At 59.1% G+C, this 19733-nt stretch carries 19 protein-coding genes; 10 read left to right on the plus strand and 9 right to left on the minus strand.

Annotation, left to right across the window (positions count from 1 at the left end; all coding sequences use genetic code 11):
* The first annotated feature begins 2 nt into the window (after positions 1-2).
* The gene (gene argA / locus ASQ50_RS12665) at positions 3-1310 is read left to right on the plus strand and encodes an amino-acid N-acetyltransferase (RefSeq protein ID WP_058091645.1); all 1308 of its coding nucleotides are present in this window, start codon (positions 3-5) and stop codon (positions 1308-1310) included.
* Here the strand turns inward: argA and ASQ50_RS12670 are convergent.
* Positions 1284-2354 carry an aminopeptidase gene (locus ASQ50_RS12670; protein WP_058091496.1) on the minus strand — a complete coding sequence of 357 codons (1071 nt, stop codon included), beginning with the start codon at positions 2352-2354 and terminating at the stop codon, positions 1284-1286. The genes argA and ASQ50_RS12670 overlap by 27 nt on opposite strands.
* 193 nt (positions 2355-2547) lie before the next feature.
* Between ASQ50_RS12670 and ASQ50_RS12675 the strand changes: the two genes are divergently transcribed.
* Positions 2548-6300, plus strand: coding sequence for a DUF1631 family protein (locus tag ASQ50_RS12675; protein WP_058091495.1), 3753 nt, complete (start codon positions 2548-2550; stop codon positions 6298-6300).
* An 18-nt stretch (positions 6301-6318) separates the two neighbouring features.
* Positions 6319-7185 (plus strand): phosphoribulokinase, encoded by an 867-nt coding sequence (locus ASQ50_RS12680; RefSeq protein ID WP_058091494.1) that lies wholly within the window; start codon positions 6319-6321, stop codon positions 7183-7185.
* A gap of 3 nt (positions 7186-7188) precedes the next feature.
* Here ASQ50_RS12680 and ASQ50_RS12685 read toward each other — a convergent pair whose 3' ends face one another.
* The 3 genes from ASQ50_RS12685 to ASQ50_RS12695 form a co-directional block, all read right to left on the minus strand.
* A complete protein-coding gene (locus tag ASQ50_RS12685) occupies positions 7189-8049 on the minus strand; it encodes a pirin family protein (RefSeq protein WP_058091493.1) in 861 nt (286 codons plus the stop codon).
* Between the two features lie 133 nt (positions 8050-8182).
* Positions 8183-8974, minus strand: a complete 792-nt coding sequence (gene speD, locus ASQ50_RS12690) for an adenosylmethionine decarboxylase (RefSeq protein ID WP_058091492.1) — start codon at positions 8972-8974, stop codon at positions 8183-8185.
* A gap of 144 nt (positions 8975-9118) precedes the next feature.
* A complete protein-coding gene (locus ASQ50_RS12695) occupies positions 9119-9541 on the minus strand; it encodes an OsmC family protein (protein ID WP_058091644.1) in 423 nt (140 codons plus the stop codon).
* A 280-nt stretch (positions 9542-9821) separates the two neighbouring features.
* Between ASQ50_RS12695 and crp the strand changes: the two genes are divergently transcribed.
* Complete coding sequence (gene crp / locus ASQ50_RS12700; RefSeq protein WP_007153756.1) at positions 9822-10463, plus strand: cAMP-activated global transcriptional regulator CRP; 642 nt, start codon at positions 9822-9824, stop codon at positions 10461-10463.
* Between the two features lie 74 nt (positions 10464-10537).
* On the opposite strand, the gene ASQ50_RS12705 is transcribed toward crp, so the two are convergent.
* The 3 genes from ASQ50_RS12705 to ASQ50_RS12715 form a co-directional block, all read right to left on the minus strand.
* The gene (locus tag ASQ50_RS12705) at positions 10538-11419 is read right to left on the minus strand and encodes an alpha/beta fold hydrolase (protein WP_156510008.1); all 882 of its coding nucleotides are present in this window, start codon (positions 11417-11419) and stop codon (positions 10538-10540) included.
* Between the two features lie 100 nt (positions 11420-11519).
* Positions 11520-12455 carry an alpha/beta fold hydrolase gene (locus ASQ50_RS12710; RefSeq protein ID WP_058091490.1) on the minus strand — a complete coding sequence of 312 codons (936 nt, stop codon included), beginning with the start codon at positions 12453-12455 and terminating at the stop codon, positions 11520-11522.
* Between the two features lie 66 nt (positions 12456-12521).
* On the minus strand, positions 12522-13259 hold the full coding sequence (locus ASQ50_RS12715) for a glutathione S-transferase family protein (RefSeq protein ID WP_058091489.1): 738 nt from the start codon (positions 13257-13259) through the stop codon (positions 12522-12524).
* A gap of 109 nt (positions 13260-13368) precedes the next feature.
* Here ASQ50_RS12715 and ASQ50_RS12720 point away from each other — a divergent pair, with 109 nt between their 5' ends.
* Positions 13369-13809 carry an META domain-containing protein gene (locus ASQ50_RS12720; protein WP_058091488.1) on the plus strand — a complete coding sequence of 147 codons (441 nt, stop codon included), beginning with the start codon at positions 13369-13371 and terminating at the stop codon, positions 13807-13809.
* Between the two features lie 403 nt (positions 13810-14212).
* Positions 14213-15190 carry an META domain-containing protein gene (locus ASQ50_RS12725; RefSeq protein ID WP_058091487.1) on the plus strand — a complete coding sequence of 326 codons (978 nt, stop codon included), beginning with the start codon at positions 14213-14215 and terminating at the stop codon, positions 15188-15190.
* A 34-nt stretch (positions 15191-15224) separates the two neighbouring features.
* On the opposite strand, the gene ASQ50_RS12730 is transcribed toward ASQ50_RS12725, so the two are convergent.
* The gene (locus ASQ50_RS12730) at positions 15225-15635 is read right to left on the minus strand and encodes a hypothetical protein (RefSeq protein ID WP_058091486.1); all 411 of its coding nucleotides are present in this window, start codon (positions 15633-15635) and stop codon (positions 15225-15227) included.
* A 151-nt stretch (positions 15636-15786) separates the two neighbouring features.
* Between ASQ50_RS12730 and ASQ50_RS12735 the strand changes: the two genes are divergently transcribed.
* From ASQ50_RS12735 to ASQ50_RS12750, 4 genes are all read left to right on the plus strand, one after another.
* Complete coding sequence (locus tag ASQ50_RS12735; protein WP_058091485.1) at positions 15787-16887, plus strand: M14 family zinc carboxypeptidase; 1101 nt, start codon at positions 15787-15789, stop codon at positions 16885-16887.
* Between the two features lies 1 nt (position 16888).
* Positions 16889-17626: an alpha/beta fold hydrolase gene (locus tag ASQ50_RS12740; protein ID WP_058091484.1), complete on the plus strand. Its 738-nt coding sequence runs from the start codon at positions 16889-16891 to the stop codon at positions 17624-17626.
* A gap of 74 nt (positions 17627-17700) precedes the next feature.
* The gene (locus ASQ50_RS12745; RefSeq protein WP_058091483.1) at positions 17701-18318 is read left to right on the plus strand and encodes a glutathione S-transferase family protein; all 618 of its coding nucleotides are present in this window, start codon (positions 17701-17703) and stop codon (positions 18316-18318) included.
* 19 nt (positions 18319-18337) lie between these two features.
* A complete protein-coding gene (locus ASQ50_RS12750; RefSeq protein ID WP_058091482.1) occupies positions 18338-18937 on the plus strand; it encodes a DUF4202 domain-containing protein in 600 nt (199 codons plus the stop codon).
* 19 nt (positions 18938-18956) lie between these two features.
* On the opposite strand, the gene soxZ is transcribed toward ASQ50_RS12750, so the two are convergent.
* Entirely contained in the window at positions 18957-19733 is a 777-nt protein-coding gene (soxZ, locus tag ASQ50_RS12755) for a thiosulfate oxidation carrier complex protein SoxZ (protein ID WP_068351661.1), read from the minus strand.

Genomic DNA, 19733 nt, shown 5'->3' on the forward strand with positions numbered 1-19733 from the left:
GTTTGAAATCGAACGAATGGCTGCACGGATTCCGCCACTCATCTCCGTACATCAATGCTCATCGCGGCCGAACCGTCGTGCTGACCATGCCTGGCGATGCCATCGAGCACCGGAACTTCATCAATATCATCCACGACATTGCCTTGCTCAGCAGCCTGGGTGTGCGCCTGGTGGTGGCCTTTGGTGGTCGCCCGCAGATCCAGTCCCGGCTGGACGACGCCGGTCTTGAATCGGCCTTTGCCCGCGGCTTGCGCATCACCCCGGATAACCACTTGCCCCTGGTCATGGAAGCCATTGGGGGCTTGCGGGCCTATCTAGAAAGCCAGTTGTCCATGGGTCTGGTTAACTCGCCCATGCACAATGCCAGAATCCGGGTCACCAGCGGCAACTATGTTACTGCCAAGCCGGTGGGGGTGCTGGATGGCGTGGATTTCGGCTACACCGGGAAAGTGCGCCGGGTGGATACCCGGGGTATTGAACAGCTGCTGGAACAGGGCCACATCGTTCTGTTGCCGCCCATGGGGTACTCGCCCACCGGTGATGCTTTCAATCTGTCTTACGAGGACGTTGGCAGCCAGGTGGCGGCTGCCTTGCAGGCAGAAAAACTGATCGTGTTCATCGATGACGAAGGCCTGCTTGAGGAAGACGGTTCACTGATTCGGGAGCTGTCGGCTCGCCAGGCGTCGGAACGCCTCAATACCAATGTGGTGACCGGCCATGACGCGGCACTGCTCAAAGCAGCCTGTGATGCCTGTGTGAAAGGCGTGCGCCGGGCCCACATCATCAGCTACGTGGAAGATGGCGCGTTGCTGGAGGAACTGTTCACCCGGGACGGTTCCGGTACCCTGGTCAGTGGGGATAACTACGAGCAGATCCGCCAGGCCAGGGTGGAAGATATCGGGGGTATTCTGGAGTTGATCCAGCCCCTGGAAGAGCAGGGTATCCTGGTGCGCCGCTCCCGGGAAATGCTGGAAACCGAAGTGGACCGCTTCGTGGTGGCCGAGCGGGATGGCACGATCGTTGGCTGTGCCGCACTCTACCACTACCCGGACGAAGGCTCCGGTGAGTTGTCCTGTTTTGCGGTCGACCCGTCGTACCGGCGTGCCGGGCGTGGTGACGACATTCTGGCGATGATTGAAAAGCTGGCGAAGGCCCAGGGTATCCGCAAACTGTTCGTACTGACCACCCAGACCGAACACTGGTTCCGGGAGCGGGGCTTTCTGCCCACGGCGGTGCAGGATTTGCCTGGGCCAAAGCTGGCGTCCTACAACACTCAGCGCAACTCAAAGGTGTTCTACAAACCGTTGTGACAGGGCGCTGAGTTGTTGTTCCCGCTCCTTCGGCGTGGCCCTGGACAAGATCTTGACCGAGTCATAGAACTGTTCGAAGTCGTAGTGGTGATCCCGCAACAATTGCCGGAATGCCGGCACATGCTGGTTGTATTGCTGGAACAGAGCCAGGTTGGCGTTGTTCAGGCGCACCGGCGGTGTGCCAAATGGGCCAGGCTCCGGGTAGTGTTCTGATAGCTCGGCGTAGGCGTGGGCCAGTTCCTCCAACAGGGTTGCCTTGCGGCCCCTTAGCACGTCGGCGGCCAGTACCTGTTGTTGCTGATAGAGCTGTCGGAGCTGTGCGCCGACGTCGTTGACCAGGTCCAGGGTCCGATTACGGTGCTCCAGCCGCTGCAGGGCGCGGTCAAAACCGGCTTCGGACGCCTGCTGTTCCAGCCAGATTCTCAGGCCTTCCAGTTCAACGGCGGTGGCAAAGCTTTCGTTAAACGCGGTGTCTTCCTTGATATACACCACCTGATGGGCCAGTTCGTGGAACATCAGTGCCACCATGCGGTCATCTGGCAGGCTGGTAAAACCGGTGTGCAGAGGGTCATTGAACCAGCCCAGGGTAGAGTAGGCAGTGACGGCGCCGATGAAGGTGTCGTAATCCTGTGCGTTGAACCGGGCCTGCTCCTTGCGCGCCCGCTCCAGATTGAAGTAGCCTCGATAGGCTTGGCAGCCCACCACGGGATAACACCACTGGTGAGGGTCCAGCGAGAATTCGGGTACAGCAACCAGGTTGACCACAACCCAGGGCTGGTCCAGCTCAACGTATTTGGTAAAGGCCTTGCCGACGGGTAGCTGAAGTACGTCATTTGCGAAGGTGCGTGCGGACTGTGCAACGGCCAGTTTGCGTTTCAGTTCCGGGTCGGTTTGTGGGTCGCGGGCAACCGATTCCACGGGTTGTCCCCGCAGCATCAGTGAAAGATGGCCGCCCACTGCCTGGCCATAGTAGCCAATGGTCGAACACCCCTGGAGCCCCGTTAACAGTAGCAAAAGAAGATAGATCTGACTAAGCTGTCTCATGTATCCGTACGTTGTGATTGATGGACTTTCCGGCTCCGCCCTGGTACTCGTCGTGACAGGCTCGCTGGCTGTTTTCCGGGGCTGGCTATATTCTTTTTATCATAACAGCAGATCACAGCCACTAACTCAGGGATGTTCGCCAGGGCGACGGTCGTTGGCGACCAGGCCGGCTTATCAATTGGTCAGGTAGTTCATGGATCCGAGAGAACGTCGTAGCAGTACCCGACAGCCCATTAAACTTGCGGCACAGATCGACGCAGGTGGCGGTAATACCTGGCCCTGCCAGATTGCTGATTTTTGCGCCGAAGGCCTGTTCATCCGCTATTCCGGTGAAACCTCACGAAAACTGGACCGGGTGTTCGATCAAAGCCAGCCGTCCGAGCTGGTGGTTCGGTTTCGCGGTGTGGACGGCCAGCGCCGATATGAATTGCATGTCAGCCCCGTGCGGCGCATAGATGGCGCTATGGGGGTGAACTTAACCCGCTCCAATCCGGACGCCCTGAATGCCATGCTGCAGCTTTGCGGCAGCAGTGGTGATCAGGCCAGGTCGTCGTTGCGGGCGCCCAGTGAGCGGGTGCAGTTTGTGCTGCATCAGTCTGCCAAAACCGTGACCAGTTTCATCGAACCGCTGATGGATGCCTGTTTCGTGCAGATGGTCGATGCGCTCCGCAAGGCTGCCCAGAAGGCTCCCAGCGATCAGTTGGCCAATGAGTATATGGACGCCTCAGGGCAGCTCCAGGCACGCCAGAGGATTCTTTGGCACCATATGGCGAGGTTTCTGGAATCTCCTCTGAAACCAGCCCAGAAGGGGGTGCCGGGGGCTGAGTTGTCTGTGGTCGACAAGAACGAGTTCGAAGACTGGCTGGCCATCCGGGTAATGGTCACCCGGGCCGATACCCAGTACCGGGGCGATCTGCTTCAGCTCAAGCTGCGACTGGACAAGCTCGGTATCGCCAATCGCACCGGCCACCACAACCCGCTTGGGCCAGCGCTGGTCTGTGAGGCCTTCCATCATGCCCTGTTACAGCTCAAGGCAACCAGAGAGGTGGAGAAAGTCTGCCTGAAGACCTTTGAGCAAACCGTGCTTAAACAACTGGCGCCGCTGTACCGGGAACTGAACAACATTCTTATTCGTCATGGCGTACTGCCAGACCTGGACCTGTCCAAATACCTCAGTGAGCAGGCACCGGCAAAGGACGAACCCACGCCCGCGCCGACAGTCACCAGACCAGAAGAGCCCCCAGCCGAGAGCCCGGCCCAGCCCGCCGAGGAATCCCGCGCCACGCCCGGAAGCCGAGCCCTGAAGAGCCGGTTATCCGGTGAATTCCGCGGCTACGCCCAGGCCGCCCAGACGGCGTTTTCCACCGTTCGCAATCTGCTCACAACCCTGCAGGCAAGCCGGGTTTCCCGAGGGGAAAGTCCCCGGGAGGACTTTGCCCCCAATGCGCGCCCACTGTCGACCGGTGAACTGCACCGGGAATTGCAGGAGTTGCAGGTACGCGCGGCGGGCCCGGAAGAATCCGCCGCCCCGCTGAAAGAGCGGGTGGTCGAGAAGATCAAGGAAATCGGTGAAGCCCGGCTGGATGACGAGCAGCAGCAAACCCTGGATGTCGTTGATCGCTTTTTCAAAAGTGTCGTGGAAAGCCCCAAACTCAGTGACTATGTGCAGGCCCGGATGCGTCAGCTGGAAGTGCCGGTGCTCAAGGTGGTGATGCGGGATCCGGCGTTTTTTGAGGATCAGGACAGCCCTGTCCGCGGCGTGATGAACCGTTTGGCCCAGCTGGGGGTCAAGGGTGGCCGCCTGAACCCGGTGGTCCAGCGACGGGTCGACGAACTGGTTCAGCGCATTGCCACGGATTTCGAGCAGGACACCGGCGTGTTTGAACAGACTGTGACCGAGCTGGACACCCTGATTGACCGGCAGAATCTGGTCTACCGCCGGAACGTCGAGCGTGTAACGGCAGCGGCCGAGGGTGCCCAGAAGGTGTCTGAGTCCAAGGCGGCGGTGAGCGCCGCGATTGATCAGCGCATTGCCGGTCGCAAGGTTCCCCGGGCGCTGGTCAGTTTGCTGGAAGGCGGCTGGCGGGACCTGTTGTCACTGACCTGGATTCGCCAGGGGCCAGACAGTCAGCTCTGGCAGGACTACCTGGCGGTGATTGATTCGCTGCTGGCCTTTGCCGATGATCCGGAGAGCAGTATCAACCTGCCGGAGCTTCTGCGGCTGATCCAGGACGGCCTGGCGTCGATATCCAGCAATCACATGCCGTCTTCCCAGATTCGCGATGAATTGAAGCACTTCCTGGTTCGCCGGCCCGATAAAACCCCTGAGATGGTCGAAGTGCCGCGGGCAAAACCAGCGGAGAAAGACCCGCAAACCCTCAACGAGCGGGAACAGCGCAGCCTTCAACGCTGGATCAACCGGTCGCAGCAGCTGCGTACCGGCGACTGGCTGCGGGACCAGACCCGGCCTGACGAACCCCAGTATATCCGGCTGGTCTGGATCGCCCGGGGCTTTAGCCGCTTTGTCTTTGTCAATCATCAGGGCATGCGGGTGGTTGAGCTGGAGCTGGACGCGCTGGCCCGACAGATGCGCAAGGGCATCATCGTGCCTGATAACCAGTACGACCGACCGCTGGTGGATGAAAGTATCGACCGCATGGTCCGCAACGTTTATGACCAGCTGTCCTGGGCGTCCACCCATGACGAGCTGACCCGTTTGCTTAACCGCCGGGAGTTCGAACGGATGCTGGAGCAGCAGTTGGCCCGTCGTGAAGACAGCCGCACTCTGTTGCATCTGGACCTCCGTGGCTTCCGTTTGCTCAATGATACCGCTGGCTACCAGGCCGGTGACGAAACCCTTAAACAGGTGGCAGAGCTGTTGTGCCACCATGTGGGTGATGGCATGCCGGTGGCGCGCCTGGCGGGCAATGAATTCGCCATGCTGGTTGCGGAAGAGCAGGGTCAGGTTGTGGCCGCGGCCCTGATCGAGGCCATTGAATCGGCTGAGTTTGCCTTTGGCGGCCGCCAGTATACGTTGTCGGCCAACGTTGGCCTGGTGGCCGAGTTACCGGCTCTGGTGAGTGCCGAACGCTGGCTGAGAAGTTCGGAGCAGGCGTTATCCCAGGCCCGGAAGATGGGGCCGGGCAAGATCGCCGAATTTACTCTGGATGCCGATGACCAGGCCCGCCAGGAGCAGATCGCCGCGCGCGTCGCCAGCCTGTCGGATCCGGATGAAGAACGCATGCTGCTGCGCTGCCAGAAGATCATACCGCTTCATGCCGAGGCCCGGATGACGGCCCAGTATGAGATTCTGATCAGCATGTACGATGACAGCGGCGCCCTGATAACCGGCCAGGATTTCGTGCGCATGGCTGAGCGCTATGATCGCATGCAGGCGGTGGACCGCTGGGTGGTCGGGCATATGCTGGACTGGCTGAGGGACCAGGCACCGGACCCCCGACACGTCGGTGGCGTGTGTATCAACCTGTCTGGGTATTCGTTGAATGATCAGAGCTTGCTGGAATTTATCTACGAGAAGCTCAGTGAAAAAGACGCGCCCATCGAACGGCTGTGGTTTGAGCTGACCGAGGCATCTGCCATCAGCGACGTGCAGGCGGTGGCCGATTTCATCCTGGAGATGAAAGAACTGGGCTGCCGGTTCTGCCTGGGTAATTTCGGCAGTGGCCCCAGTTCGTTCCAGTTCATGCGTTCCCTGCCGGTGGATCTGATCAAGATTGACAGTGCCTTCACCAGCCAGCTGGTGTCGAGCCAGACTGACCAGGCAATGGTGAGATCCATGGTGGACATGGCGCATTACATGAAGCGGGAAGTCATTGCCTCCCAGGTTGAATCCCGAGACGTTCTGGATATGCTCAGGCAGCTGGGTGTGGACTATGCTCAGGGCTTTGTTGTTGAAAAACCACGCTTGCTCACCAGCCTGACCTGATCCGGGAAATTGCTCATTATGTCCAAACGCCACCCTATCATTGCGGTGACCGGCTCCTCCGGGGCCGGCACGACCACCACCGGCCAGATTTTCAGGCGGCTGTTTGCCAGTGAGGAGTTGAACGCCGCCATGGTGGGTGGTGACAGTTTTCACCGGTACACGCGGGAACAGATGGCCCGGCTGGCGGCCAAGGGCCAGTTTGGCGAGCGTAACCACTTCGCCCTGGCGGCCAATCATATCGACCGCCTGGAAGCCCTGTTCTACGACTACAGCCATACCGGCAACGGACGATACCGTCAGTATGTTCATGATGAAGATCGCCAGCTGGTTGAGGCCGGTCATAAACCGGGGACATTCACCGCCTGGGGACCACTACCGGCAGACACGGACCTGCTGTTCTATGAGGGGCTGCATGGAGGCGTGATCAGCGAAAGCTTCAACATTGCCCAGTACGTTGATTTGCTGATCGGCGTGGTGCCCATTGTAAACCTGGAATGGATCCAGAAAATCCATCGGGATACCAACCAGCGAGGGTATAGCCAGGAGGCGGTGGTGCAGACCATCATCAACCGCATGGAAGATTACGTACACGATATCGTGCCCCAGTTTTCCCATACCCACATCAACTTCCAGCGCATACCCCTGGTGGATACCTCCAACCCCTTCATCGCCCGGGATGTGCCCAGTGAAGATGAAAGCATGGTGGTGATCCACTTCCGCGACTCTAACGAGGTGGACTTTTCCTGGCTGTTGCAGGCGATTCCCCAGAGCACGCTGTCACGCCACGACACGCTGGTGATTCCGGGGCCAAAGATGGCGTTGGCCATGGAGTTGATCATCCGCCCCATGATCCAACGCCTGATGGCGGGCCGAACCTTCGCCTGATGTTCAGGCGGCGGTTAAGCGCCCGGTCTGGTAATCCCTGAGTGCCTGCTCGATTTCCTCCCGGGTATTCATCACGAACGGCCCGTACTGAACAATCGGCTCACCTATCGGGCGGCCCGCAATCAACAGCACGCGGGCACCGGATGAGCCTGCGGCCAGCAGGATCTCGTCGCCGTCATCCAGCAGGTTGGCAGCCGATAGCCGCAGTTGGCTTTGCGCCTCACCAGTCACCAGGTTCGCGTTGCCCTCGTAGAGGTACAGCATGGCGTTCAGGGGCTGTGCGACGGGCAGCGAAAGCTGGGCATTGGGCTCGAGGTGAATGTCGGCGTATAGCGGTTCGGTAGTGCCGCCGGTCACGGCGCCGGATACCTGCACGCCGCTGACGTTCATCTCGCCGGCAATCAGCTTTACGGAGGCTCCGGGCTGATTGAACACGGGGATGTCTTCGGGCTGAATATCCCGGTAGCCGGCTGGCTTCATTTTCTCGGCTGCCGGCAGGTTCAGCCACAACTGGAAGCCCCGCATGGCACCGGATTCCTGTTGCGGCATTTCAGAATGCACGATGCCCCGGCCGGCGGTCATCCACTGCACGCCACCATTACGAAGGTTGCCCCGGTTACCCAGGTGGTCTTCGTGCAGCATGTGCCCTTCGATCATGTAGGTGACCGTCTCGAAGCCCCGGTGCGGGTGTGCGGGAAAGCCGGCGATGTAGTCCTGGGGCTGGTCGGAACCAAATTCATCCAGCATCAGGAACGGGTCCATTCGAATGGCCTGGCTTTGACCCAGTGAGCGTTTGATTTTTACGCCGGCGCCATCAGAGGTGCCAAGAGCGGGAATAGTCTGTTTCAGGGAGCGAAGCGTCATGTCGTCCTCCTCTCGTTAATGATGGTTCTATTAAACCGGGGAGAGACGAAGGATGAAAACGCAGAATTCTGGCGGGACAGATCAAAAAAACTGAAGAAGAGCGGCGGTGGCCGGTGGGCACCGCCGCTCAGGCTTATTCCACGTTTCGGGAATAGAAGATTTCCAGCATCTCGCGACGCAGGCGGTCTTCGATGGACTGGGCTTCGGCCGGGTCCAGTTCGTCGGCGTTCACGCCAAAGACATAGTTATCCAGGTTGAACTCTTTCAGCATCATCTTGGTGTGGAACAGGTTTTCCTGGTACACGTTCACATCGATCATCTGATAGGCGTTCTGGGTGTCTTCGGTCAGGTAGTTCTGGATCGAGTTGATGTCGTGGTCGATGTAGTGCTTGGTGCCATCGACATCGCGGGTGAAGCCGCGCACCCGGTAGTCCACGGTGACCACATCGGAGTCAAAGCTGTGGATCAGGTAGTTCAACACCTTCAGTGGTGAAATCAGGCCGCAGGTGGACACGTCGATATCGGCGCGGAAGGTGCTGACGCCATCGTGGGGGTGGCTTTCCGGATAGGTGTGAACGGTCACATGGCTCTTGTCCAGGTGCGCCACGATGGTATCGGGCAGCGGGCCGGGGGATTCTTCATTGTTGGCTTCGCTGTCGGTGAGTTCATGCTCGGCAATCAGCATGGTCACAGAGGCGCCGTGGGGCTCGTAGTCCTGGCGGGCTATGTTGAGGATGTTGGCACCGATGATTTTGACCACGTCAGACAGGATCTGGGTCAGACGCTCGGCGTTGTACATCTCGTCGATATAGTCAATGTAGGCTTCACGTTGTTCTTCGGTCTGCGCGTAACAGATATCGTAGATGTTGAAGCTCAGGGATTTGGTCAGGTTGTTGAAACCGTGCAGCTGGAGTTTGGTTTCCATAATAATTGCTCACCTTTTGCGCAGACCTGCGGAGAAAGTTGCGTATTATGCATACCGTGTGTGTCAATGAATAGTATCTACAATGACATTTTTGGTTACGGTGGCCCCACTGGCGGCATGGGGCGCGCTGGCTACGGAAATCGCTTACTCTGCGGCGCGGATTTCGTGACTGTGGGTGATCTCGACGCCGGCTTTTCCGAGCATGATGGACGCTGAGCAGTATTTTTCAGCTGACAGGCTGACTGCCCGCTCGACCTGCTTCTCTTTGAGGTTGTGGCCGGTGACCACGAAATGCAGGTGAATTCTGGTAAAAACGGCCGGTACGGCATCGGCGCGCTCCGCTTCAAGCTCGGTATGGCAGGCGGTGACCTCCTGCCGGCTCTTTTTCAGGATGGTCATCACGTCAAAGGCCGAACAGCCACCCACGCCCATCAACAGCATTTCCATGGGGCGTGGCCCGAGGTTTTCGCCGCCATGATCGGGCGGACCGTCCAGCTGCACGCTGTGACCGCTGCCACTGGTAGCTCTGAAGCTGGCGTTGCCGGTCCAGTCGACAGTTGCTTTCATCAAGTTCTCCCATGGGTGATGGTTCATGGCCGGATGTCATCAAGGATGCTCCGGAGCCTGATGAGGGATGCTAGCACAGTCTGATAGTGGCGACAGCTACCGCTTGCGACCAAAGAGGCATTGATCTCAGATACATCTTGTATCCGCTTTCGAGTTGCCGAAAGATGACCTTCTTGTTATAAGTTGCGCTGCAAACAATAAAAATCGTGAAACCCGCAAGGAAATGCGGGGCAGAAAAACATCAGGAATCGCCAGACTCTGAGGAGGCATGTCCCGCACTATGGCTACCATCGTCAAGCCGGTTGAGCAAAAAACCAAACACCTGGATTATTTCCTTTCCCAATGCCACCGTCGGCGTTACCCCGCCAAAAGCACCATTATTTATGCCGGTGACAAAAGCGACTCCCTGTTTTACATCGTCAAAGGTTCTGTCACCGTCATCATTGAGGACGATGATGGCCGCGAGATGATTATGGCCTACCTGAACGCCGGCGACTTTTTCGGCGAAATGGGCTTGTTCGACAACATGGACTCCCGCAGCGCCTGGGTCAAGGCGAAGACCGAGTGTGAAGTGGCGGAGATCAGTTACACCAAGTTCCGCGAGATCGCCCAGCAGGACCCGAGGGTGCTCTATTTCATCGGCGAGCAGATGGCTTCCCGGCTACGCCAGACCACCCGTAAGGTAGGTGACCTGGCGTTTCTGGATGTGACCGGCCGGGTGGCGCGCACCTTGCTGGACCTGTGCAAGGAGCCAGACGCCATGACTCATCCTGATGGTATGCAGATCAAGATTACCCGCCAGGAGATCGGCCGTATTGTGGGCTGTTCCCGAGAAATGGTGGGCCGTGTTCTGAAAACATTGGAAGATCAGGGCCTGGTTCGGGTCAAGGGTAAAACCATGGTGGTATACGGCACCCGCTGAGCGATTCCCGCCTGGCAACTGCCCAAAAGGCCGCTGAATTTCAGCGGCCTTTTGCGTTGTGGTGGTCGCCCATATCAGCGATGGGCTTCGACAAACTCCCGCACCGACCGTGATACGGCCGCCGGTTCGGTGATGGGCGCCCAGTGCGTGGTGTCCAGTTCCTGCAGGGTCAGCTTGCCGGTCCAGCGGGGCAGGTTCTCGGTGAGTTGGCGGCCCACATAGGCGTCCCGGGTGGGGATGATCACCTGCACCGGGCAGCCTGCCAGTCGCGGTTCTGGTCGCAGCAGCTTGCGGATAAAGTTGGCCCGGTAAAGTTTGACGCCATAGCGGCCGTCGGCTTTCTGGTATTCGCTGAACTGGGCATCGGCAATCTGTTCGTGTTTGCGAAGATACCCCGGCCACAAGCGGTCGAGGCCGGCCTTCCACAGGGTTTCTGGCAGCACCGGTAACTGGAACATGAACACATACCAGGAGCTGGCCAGCTGCTTCAGGACCTTGGTGGTGCCCCCGGAGCGGGGTGCCATGATCTGGTCCCGCAACCAGTAGCCCACGTGATCCAGGCAAGGTCCCGAAATGGCGGTGTAGGATCGAATGCGCCCATCCAGGGCCCCGGTGGTCACCGTTTCCCAGCTCTGGATAGAGCCCCAGTCGTGGGCCACCAGGTGGAAGCTGCGATCCGGGATCACCGCGTTAGCCACGGCCTTGAGGTCCTGCGCGAGCCACTTCATTCGATACGCGCTGGTCCTGGCAGGCTTGTCAGAGCGGCCAGCGCCCCGAACGTCGTAGCGGACGACCAGATAATCCTTTTTCAGTTGCTCGGTCACCCTGTCCCAGACACTGTGGTTGTCCGGGTAGCCGTGTACCAATACCAATGGCGTGGCCTGGGGATTACCTTCGACTCTGGCGTACAGGAGCAGGTCACCGCTGGTCACCCAATGTTCTTGTTCGATACTCACGCTGATCATTACCTTGTGGTTGGCGTTGAAGTCTGATCAGGTTAGCGGTATCCGGTGGCAGGCTCTGCGGCCAAACAGGCCAGAAACCATGCCGGTGATGTCAGCCTGCCAGGGCCTGGACGCGGCGGAGGCCCTGGCTTCGGCCGGGCAAGCATTGCAGCAGATGCTGCCAGACCACCTCAGCATTGGTTTCGTTCAGCGTTTCGTGACGCCCGCCCTCAAACAGCCGGAGGGTGACTTGTTGCACGCCGGCCTCCCGAATGGCCTGAAAGTGGCGGCGTATGCCTTTGCCCATTTCGCCCACCGGGTCATCGGTGCCGGCGAACAGGTGAACGGGCAGGTCCGGGCGCCACTGGTCGGGATTGATCGACAGCATACCCTGGATAAAGTCTTGCCATAGCCCGGTGGTGCATTCAAATCCGCACCACGGGTCGGCCAGGTACAGATCCACCTGATGCGGGTCCCGACTGAGCCAGTCGCAGGGCGTGCGGTTGGGTTTGAACATCCGGTTAAATTTGCCAAACGTCATTCGGGCAATGGTCTTGCTGGCGTGCCGCTGCCCACGCAGCGCCCGTATCAGGCGCACCAATAGCAGCGAGAGCCGAAGTTCAGCTGTGTGGATTCGGTTGGTCGCGCTGAGAATCAGCGTATCCAGGTTCTGGCCGTATTGTTGGGCGTAGCTTTGGGCAATGAACGAGCCCATGCTGTGCCCCAGCAGGGCGACCGGAATGCCCGGCATCTGTTCCCGGGCGTAGTGGACCACCTGGTTCAGGTCGTCCACCACTTTCTGCCAGCCGTCCGAGTCTGCGTAGTGTCCAGGGTGACCACTGCCCGGGCCATGACCGCGGTGGTGATAGCTGATGACCGCCACCCCCTGGCCGGCTAGCCAGGAGGCCAGGGCAGCATAGCGGTTGCCATGTTCGGCCATGCCGTGGCTGATGATCAGGCAGCAGTTGGGTGACGGCTCTGGTTCAAACAGGGTCGCGTTGATCTGATGGTTGTCAGGGGTTGTCAGTAGCAGGGTCTGTTTGCGCATGTTCCTGGCGGGGTTCCTTTGCGGCCGGGCGTTGCCACTCCGGCGGTTTCCGACACATCAACACCCTCAGCGATGCTTCTGGTACAGGGCTTCGATCGGCTCGAGTTTGGGGCGCCACTCTTCCAGCCAGCTCTGTACCGGTTTGGGAATACGGGCGGGTTTTGGCCAAGGCACCGGATACTGGGGCGGTTGGAACAGCGGCGCCAGCAGGGCTGCGGCGGCCAGATCTGCCCGGCTGAACCGGTCGCCCCCCAGGTAGGGCCGCTGGCGGTAGATGTCGGTCAGTTCCGTGACCAGCTGTTCCAGGGTCTGTTGCGACGCATCTGCTGTTTTCTGGTTGATCTTCATCCACTTGCGCATGATCTCATCCACCCGGCTGAAGGCCAGGCTGAGCAGAATCCGGTTATAGAACGGGGTGCCGGCGGCGAGCAAAGGAACCACCACTTTGGGCCGTTGCAGAAAGTAGTGATAGACCCAGGTTCGAATAGCAGGCCCAGCCTGTTCATCCAGCTTTTTTTCCCATTCCAGGGCTTGCTCACGAAGTATGGGGTCTGCCGGTGTCAGTGGGTTGTCGGGGAACATCTGGTCCAGATAATCCACGATCTGCGCTGAACCCTGAATGATCTGGCCGTCATGGTCCAGCACCGGCACCGAGGAATCCGCCCTGGTCATTTGTGTGATGGTTCGCGCGTGTTGGCCCGGGAGCAGATTGATCGGCTTGTAGTTGACGCCTTTGTAGTCCAGTGCCCAGCGGGCTTTCTCCGAATAGTGGGAAATACAGAACTGGTAGAGCTTGACGGTCATGGGTGTGCTCCCGGTGTTTTGATGACGCAAGATTAACGCTTCTGTCAGCGATTTCCCACCAGGCGAGGCGTAGACTTTGAGGGTTGTTCCATAAATTTCAGGGGGTTATATGAGTCTTGCAAAGAATATCCTCGCTATGTTGTTGGTCACTGGGTCGTTATGGGGATGTTCCCTGTCCCAGGAGCGGGCGACGGGAAAAACCATGAACCTGGCAGGGAGTCAGTGGCAGGTCGAGGAAATTGATGGCGACCCGGTGGCAGAAGGCAGTGATGTCACCATTGCCTTTACTGACGAAGGGCGGGTTTCCGGAAGTTCCTCCTGCAACCGCTACCAGGGTGGCTGGGATGCCAATGGCAACCAGCTTGAACTCTCTCGCATGGCGGCCACCCGCATGGCATGCCCTGAACCTCTGATGCAGCAGGAAAACCGGTTTTTGAAGCTGCTGGGGGATATACGGCATTATCAGTTCGAGGCTGACGGCCGATTGGTGCTTGAAACGGCCGATGGAACAAAAATGACTGCGGTACCACAGCCCAGCGGTAAGGAGTAATCCGCTCCGCTGGTTGTCTGAGACACGTCGAAGGTTGTTTTCCGGGATGCAAGGTTCCCGTGGCCGCAATGATGGTTAATCGGGCCGGGAATCTCTAAACTAGTGTCCCGTCTGGCTAATTCCTTAATCTACTGAGCTCCTGAGAAGCCGAAGAGCTAGGCGTGCTGGTGAAGGTTTGGTGGTTCCAAATCGAGACAGCAGAACGACGCTTTTCGGCTTCTCAGAAGCTCCCGAAGGGCTTGCCTCTGAGGACTCTGAGCCGGTGTTGTCAGTCCTTGATGTGGAACCACCACATCTGCAGACTGACGCCTTGGTCAGAGTCCTCAGAGGCAAGCAGTAGATTAAGGAATTAGCCAGACGGGACACTAGCGACCTGTAGTATGGAACAACAGAGGATGTGTTCATGTTTTTGCGACGAGTATTGCCGTTGTCCGTCGTGGCGCTGACGGGCCTCACCCTGGCAGCCTGTGCCTCCCATCCACAAACCGAGGGCTTGTCCGATTTTGGCCAATATCGCTGCGGTCAGCTGGATGTCCGGATGACCAGCTCCGAAGGCAGTGACCTGGTGGGGCTGGAATACCTGAACAAGCGGGTACTTCTGAAGCCGGCAGTGGCTGCCTCCGGTGCGCTCTACAAGGCGCCGGGCGACCCGGATACCAGTTTCTGGGGCAAGGGAGAGCGGGGCACACTGACATTGCGCGGACAGGTCTATCCCGAGTGCCTGGAGCCGGGGGCGATCGAAAGCTCGTTTCGTGCCATCGGTACCGAGCCATTCTGGTCGGTGCAGATTGAGCAGAACCAGATGACCCTGAGCCGTCCATACGATCAGCAGCACAGCGAGCAGATCGTGCTGAATGAAACATTGGCCAACCGGCACGGGCGAACCTACGAGGCACGGTTCGACGGTCAGGTACTGGAATTCCGTATAGCCCACCAGCTGTGCGAGGACGATATGGCCGGGGCCCAGTATCCGGCGCAGGTTCGGTTAACCCTGGACGGTGAAATCTTCATGGGCTGCGGTGGTGACCGGGAACGTTTGTTTCGCGGTGCAGAATGGGTTGTTGAGGATCTTGCCGGCAGCGGGATCATCGACCGGTCTCGGATCACGATCGAGTTTCTTGACGAAGGGCGGGTTGCTGGCCGGGCCTCCTGTAACCGCTATTCCGGTGGTTTCCGGCTGACCGGAGAAGGCCTGAGCTTTACGCCGCCGGCCACCACGCTGATGGCCTGCGCGCCGGCATTGATGAACCAGGAGCGGCGGTTTCTCGACCTGATGTCAGAGGTGGTCGATGGCCGAATTGGCCGCCATGGCGAACTGCTGTTGCGGACGGCGTCCGGTGACACGATTACCGCTTATAAATCCGGGTCAGAGAGCCTGTAAGCCGACAGGATGGCGGCGAGCCTGCCATTGGCCGTCAGCCGGGCCAGGCCGCTGTCCAGCAGGTTTGCCAGTTCGGCTGCGTCAGGGTTTTCCGGCGGGAAGGCAATAAACAGGGGTGCCTCGTAGGCCAGCCCCGCGTTTCATACTCCCATTGACTTTGCGGGTGGGTATATAGCGTAATGCGGGCTTCGCCAAGGCTGGTCTCGGGGAAGATGAAGTCCGGAGCATCGCCCTTCAGCGCGCCTGCCAGGCAGTTGTGGGGGCACCATGGGTCTGCGGCGAGTATCACGCGCCGAATGGCGGCACCGGCTGCTGTCGCCTGCTTGGGAGCGGCACTGGAAAGGTCGGCCTGGTTCGGAGCGTCGGTTTCTGGTGAATCCGTTGGCGCCTGGTCAGAGCAGGCCGATAGCAGGAAAAACGCAGAGAGTAACAGGGTTCTGAACATGAAAGGTTAAACCGCCATCAGTATCGGGGCAGATACCTTAATCATATCGCTTCCTGAATAGTTTGTATTGCATATTTGGGGCTGTAACGCTGTCAATCTATTGCAGCATTTCGGAGGTAGACTCCGGGGCTCAGCGACCAGAGATTGCACCATGACCGAACTACGGGCCCTGACTCCCCACAGCGTCATTCCGGCTGAACAGGCCAGCCGGGATCGCCATCAAAAACGACTGCTCAGAACCTTTCTGCCGGAGCTGGTACAACTGGAGCGACAGTTGGCTGAAGCACCGGATTTCGTCAGCACCCAGGTGGCTGGCCGAGTGGTTGTTGGCCCCATGGGGTTGCCGATCTATCGGGTGGATCTTGGCACACCCGCGACGGATGTGCCGGTGGTGTTGATTGTGGGCGGGGTGCATGGGCTGGAACGTATTGGCAGCCAGGTGGTGATGGCCTGGCTGGATTCCCTTTTGGCCCGCCTGGGTTGGGACCAGCATCTCAACGCCCTGCTTGAGAAAGTCCACATTACCCTGTTACCGATCGTGAACCCCGGTGGCATGTATCTGAACCAGCGCAGCAATCCCAGCGGAGTGGATCTGATGCGCAACGCGCCCATTACCGCGCAGGACGGCAGTGCCTTTTTACTGGGCGGCCAGCAATGGTCGTCTCGGTTACCCTGGTATCGGGGCCGGCCAGAGCAGGGGATGGAGGTGGAAAATCAGGCGCTGGAAGCGGTGATTCAGGACCTGTTGCCAAACCGACCGTTCAGCCTGGCACTGGATTGCCATTCCGGTTTTGGCTGGCAGGACCAGATCTGGTTTCCTTATGCTTATCGCCGCCGCCCGATGCGACGTATTGATTCGGTTATGGCGCTTAAACTGATCTGGGAGCAGGCCTACCCCAATCACAACTACCGGTTTGAGCCCCAGTCTGCCCACTACCTGACCCATGGCGATCTGTGGGACTATTTCTACAAACAGGTCAACCGGGAAAACAGCGGCGTGTTTTTACCCCTGACCCTGGAAATGGGGTCCTGGCGTTGGATACGCAAACGCCCACGGCAACTGTTCCGGCTGGATGGATTTTTCAACCCTCTGGTGCCACACCGGCATCAGCGCGTACTGCGCAGCCATCTGACCTGGATGGATTTTCTGATCAGTGCGGCGGCCAGTCACCAGAACTGGTTGCCCATCGGTGAGCAGCAGTCCATGCTGAGAGAAGCGGCCATCATGCACTGGTACAGGGATACCCGATGATATGCACTGGATACTGCTCAGGGGTTTGACGCGCGAACACGGTCACTGGGGCCCCTTTGCCGAGCAATTGCGAGCGGCGATGCCGGACGACCATGTGCATCTGGTGGATCTGCCTGGTACCGGTATTCACTATCGGGATGACAGCCCCGGCACTATTGCCGGTATCCGGCAGAAGGTGCTGGAGCAGGTTGGTCACATCCCGCGCCCGTTCTCCATCGTGGCGTTGTCCATGGGCGGAATGGTGGCGCTGGATTGGGCGCAGCATGCTGAGCCCGGTGAACTGCAGCATCTGGTTCTGATCAATACCAGTTCAGGGTTCAGCCCACCCTGGCGCCGGATGCGGCCAGGCACCTGGCCCCGGGTACTTCGATTGCTGGCCAGGCGGGAGCTGTTCCACCGGGAGCGGGATATCCTTGAGCTGACCTCCAACCGCGAGGTCCCGTTGTCTCTCTGTAAAGCCTGGTACAGCATTCAGCGTCAGCGCCCGGTGTCGTTCCACAACGCGATACGGCAGTTGGCGGCAGCGGCCCGCTATAAGCCTCAAACCAGGGCACCGATGGCCGATGCCTTGCTGTTGGCCAGCCAAGGGGACCGGATTGTGCACTGGCAGTGCAGTGCGGAGCTGGAAAAGCGCTGGTGTTGGACCCTGAAAGTGCATCCGGATGCGGGTCACGACCTGCCCCTGGACGAGCCCGCCTGGGTTATCAGGCAGATTCGGGAATGGTTGCCGGGCCAGTAGCAGTTGCTTGACGCAACCGTTTTTTCCGTTCACTCTCAAGGCCTTGATGTCAGATCAACGGAGCCAATAACAATATGAAAATCTTTGAGACCAAGTCTGCCCCCAATCCCCGTCGCGTGCGCATATTCATGGCGGAGAAGGGCCTTCTGGATAAGGCCGAGTTTGTACAGGTGGATATCGAAAAAGGCGAGAACCTGACACCGGAATACGTAGCCCGCAACCCGATGAAGAAAGTGCCGGTCATGGAGTTGGACGATGGCACCTGTATTGCGGAAACCATGGCCATTTGCCGTTACTTTGAAGAAGCCTATCCGGACACGCCAAAACTGCTGGGGCAAACCCCGGTCGAAAAAGCGCTGGTGGAGCAATGGCTGCGCTGGCTGGAATTCTATTTCTTCATGCCCACCGGTATGTGCTTCCAGCACACCACCGGATACTTCAAGGACCGGATGAACCCGATCAAGGAATGGGGTGAGGAATGCGGGAAGGGCGTGGAGAAATTCATGCACTTCCTGGACAAGCATCTGGACGGCAAAGAGTACATCTGCTGCGACCGCTTTACCGCCGCAGACATCAATGCCTTCACCACCATCGCCTTTGCCCGGGTGGTGAATATCCGCATCAAGCCGGAACAGGCCAACCTGCAAGCCTGGTATGACCGGGTCAAGGCCCGGCCCTCCGCCCAGGTATGAACCAACAGTAAAGGTAATCATGAGCCAGAAACTGGATTGCACCCTGAGCGCCATTGATCAAGCTAACCTGGCCGATCCGAATCGGGAGTTGTTAGAGGGAGAAACACTGCCCAGGGAATATGCCTACAGCCTGCACATGACGCGTTGGCTGTTCGCGCTGGAACCGGAGCCTTCCGAGCGTATGCAGATTGCCTGCCGGGCCCAGCATATTGAACGCTGGACCATGCCCCGTAGTGATTACGGGGAGGGGCGGCAAAACTATTACCAGTGGCGCCAGGCCTGTGGCCGCATGCATGGCCGGCGGGCGGCGGAGATTATGGCCCAGTGTGGCTACCCGCCGGAGGAATGCGAGCGGGTGGCGCTGATTCTCACCAAGCGCAAGCTGCGGGAGGATGAAGACACCCAATTGCTGGAAGATGTCGCTTGCATGGTGTTTCTGGAACGTTACTTCGCCGACTTTTTCGACGAGAAACCCGATTACGACAAAGAGAAGTGGCTGCGCATTGTGCGCCGAACCTGGGGCAAGATGACCCCTCGTGGCCACGAGGCGGCGCTGAAGCTGGCCGGCAATCTGCCAGGCCACCTTCAGGAATTACTGCAGGAGGCCCTGGCCGAATGACGCCAGCTGTTGGAGCGGTTCAGAACCTGACCGGCTGGCTCGCTTCCATCTGTTCACCCTTCTGATCCTGCCAGACCAGCTTCAGCTCGCCTTCCTCTTCCGGCGTCAGCTGGAACTGCAGGTAGGGGTTGGCAGACGTGCCCGTGAAAAAGCGGGCGGTCAGTACCGGCTCGTCGTTCAGGGTGGCGGTCAGGGATTCAACCAGCTGTTGTTCAATGCTGTCATCAGCCTGGCCGTCCGGCCGCAGGCCAGTTTCCATAGGATGATTGATCAGCGAACGCACGGTCACCGGCTGGCCCTGGCGGACACTGCCGGCAAGGGCCAGGCGGGGGTTCGCCATGGCCATGGCAGACGCATCACCGCCGCCCACCAGACAGCCGCTGACGGTCACTCTTACATCCCGGGTTGTCAGAAAGGCGCGATCCTGGTTGGTGATGGCCAGGGCCACCACCTGCTGGGTTTCGCTGAGGCGAATCCGGGTGGCAATGTTGGCGGGTGAAGCCAGCGGGCCCAGGGTAATATCGGCTACCTCTGGGCGTGGATTGCCGGGGGCAAACAGGCGGATTTTTTCGATGTGTTCGCCATCTTCCAGGCTACCGGTAAACGACACGGACAACGCAACACTGCTGCCGTCTTCCGCCACCAGGGGAAGCTCAAGGCTCAGGCCTTCCAGTTCAGGTACCCGGTTGTCGAGTGCCTGGGTCACGGCTTCTACCCTTTGCCAACGCTGATCGGCGTTGGCGGTAGCCATCACGAACATCAGGGCAAGAGCAGCGAGCAGGAAACGGGATATCAT

It is taken from the genome of Marinobacter sp. LQ44, assembly GCF_001447155.2.
Classification (GTDB): Bacteria; Pseudomonadota; Gammaproteobacteria; order Pseudomonadales; family Oleiphilaceae; genus Marinobacter.

Coding starts and splice junctions, on each gene's coding strand:
- ASQ50_RS12670 (WP_058091496.1), bottom strand. CDS start 2,354: ATGAGACAGCTTAGTCAGATCTATCTTCTTTTGCTACTGTTAACGGGG.
- ASQ50_RS12675 (WP_058091495.1), top strand. CDS start 2,548: ATGGATCCGAGAGAACGTCGTAGCAGTACCCGACAGCCCATTAAACTT.
- ASQ50_RS12680 (WP_058091494.1), top strand. CDS start 6,319: ATGTCCAAACGCCACCCTATCATTGCGGTGACCGGCTCCTCCGGGGCC.
- ASQ50_RS12685 (WP_058091493.1), bottom strand. CDS start 8,049: ATGACGCTTCGCTCCCTGAAACAGACTATTCCCGCTCTTGGCACCTCT.
- speD (WP_058091492.1), bottom strand. CDS start 8,974: ATGGAAACCAAACTCCAGCTGCACGGTTTCAACAACCTGACCAAATCC.
- ASQ50_RS12695 (WP_058091644.1), bottom strand. CDS start 9,541: ATGAAAGCAACTGTCGACTGGACCGGCAACGCCAGCTTCAGAGCTACC.
- crp (WP_007153756.1), top strand. CDS start 9,822: ATGGCTACCATCGTCAAGCCGGTTGAGCAAAAAACCAAACACCTGGAT.
- ASQ50_RS12710 (WP_058091490.1), bottom strand. CDS start 12,455: ATGCGCAAACAGACCCTGCTACTGACAACCCCTGACAACCATCAGATC.
- ASQ50_RS12715 (WP_058091489.1), bottom strand. CDS start 13,259: ATGACCGTCAAGCTCTACCAGTTCTGTATTTCCCACTATTCGGAGAAA.
- ASQ50_RS12720 (WP_058091488.1), top strand. CDS start 13,369: ATGAGTCTTGCAAAGAATATCCTCGCTATGTTGTTGGTCACTGGGTCG.
- ASQ50_RS12725 (WP_058091487.1), top strand. CDS start 14,213: ATGTTTTTGCGACGAGTATTGCCGTTGTCCGTCGTGGCGCTGACGGGC.
- ASQ50_RS12730 (WP_058091486.1), bottom strand. CDS start 15,635: ATGTTCAGAACCCTGTTACTCTCTGCGTTTTTCCTGCTATCGGCCTGC.
- ASQ50_RS12735 (WP_058091485.1), top strand. CDS start 15,787: ATGACCGAACTACGGGCCCTGACTCCCCACAGCGTCATTCCGGCTGAA.
- ASQ50_RS12740 (WP_058091484.1), top strand. CDS start 16,889: ATGCACTGGATACTGCTCAGGGGTTTGACGCGCGAACACGGTCACTGG.
- ASQ50_RS12745 (WP_058091483.1), top strand. CDS start 17,701: ATGAAAATCTTTGAGACCAAGTCTGCCCCCAATCCCCGTCGCGTGCGC.
- ASQ50_RS12750 (WP_058091482.1), top strand. CDS start 18,338: ATGAGCCAGAAACTGGATTGCACCCTGAGCGCCATTGATCAAGCTAAC.
- soxZ (WP_068351661.1), bottom strand. CDS start 19,733: ATGATATCCCGTTTCCTGCTCGCTGCTCTTGCCCTGATGTTCGTGATG.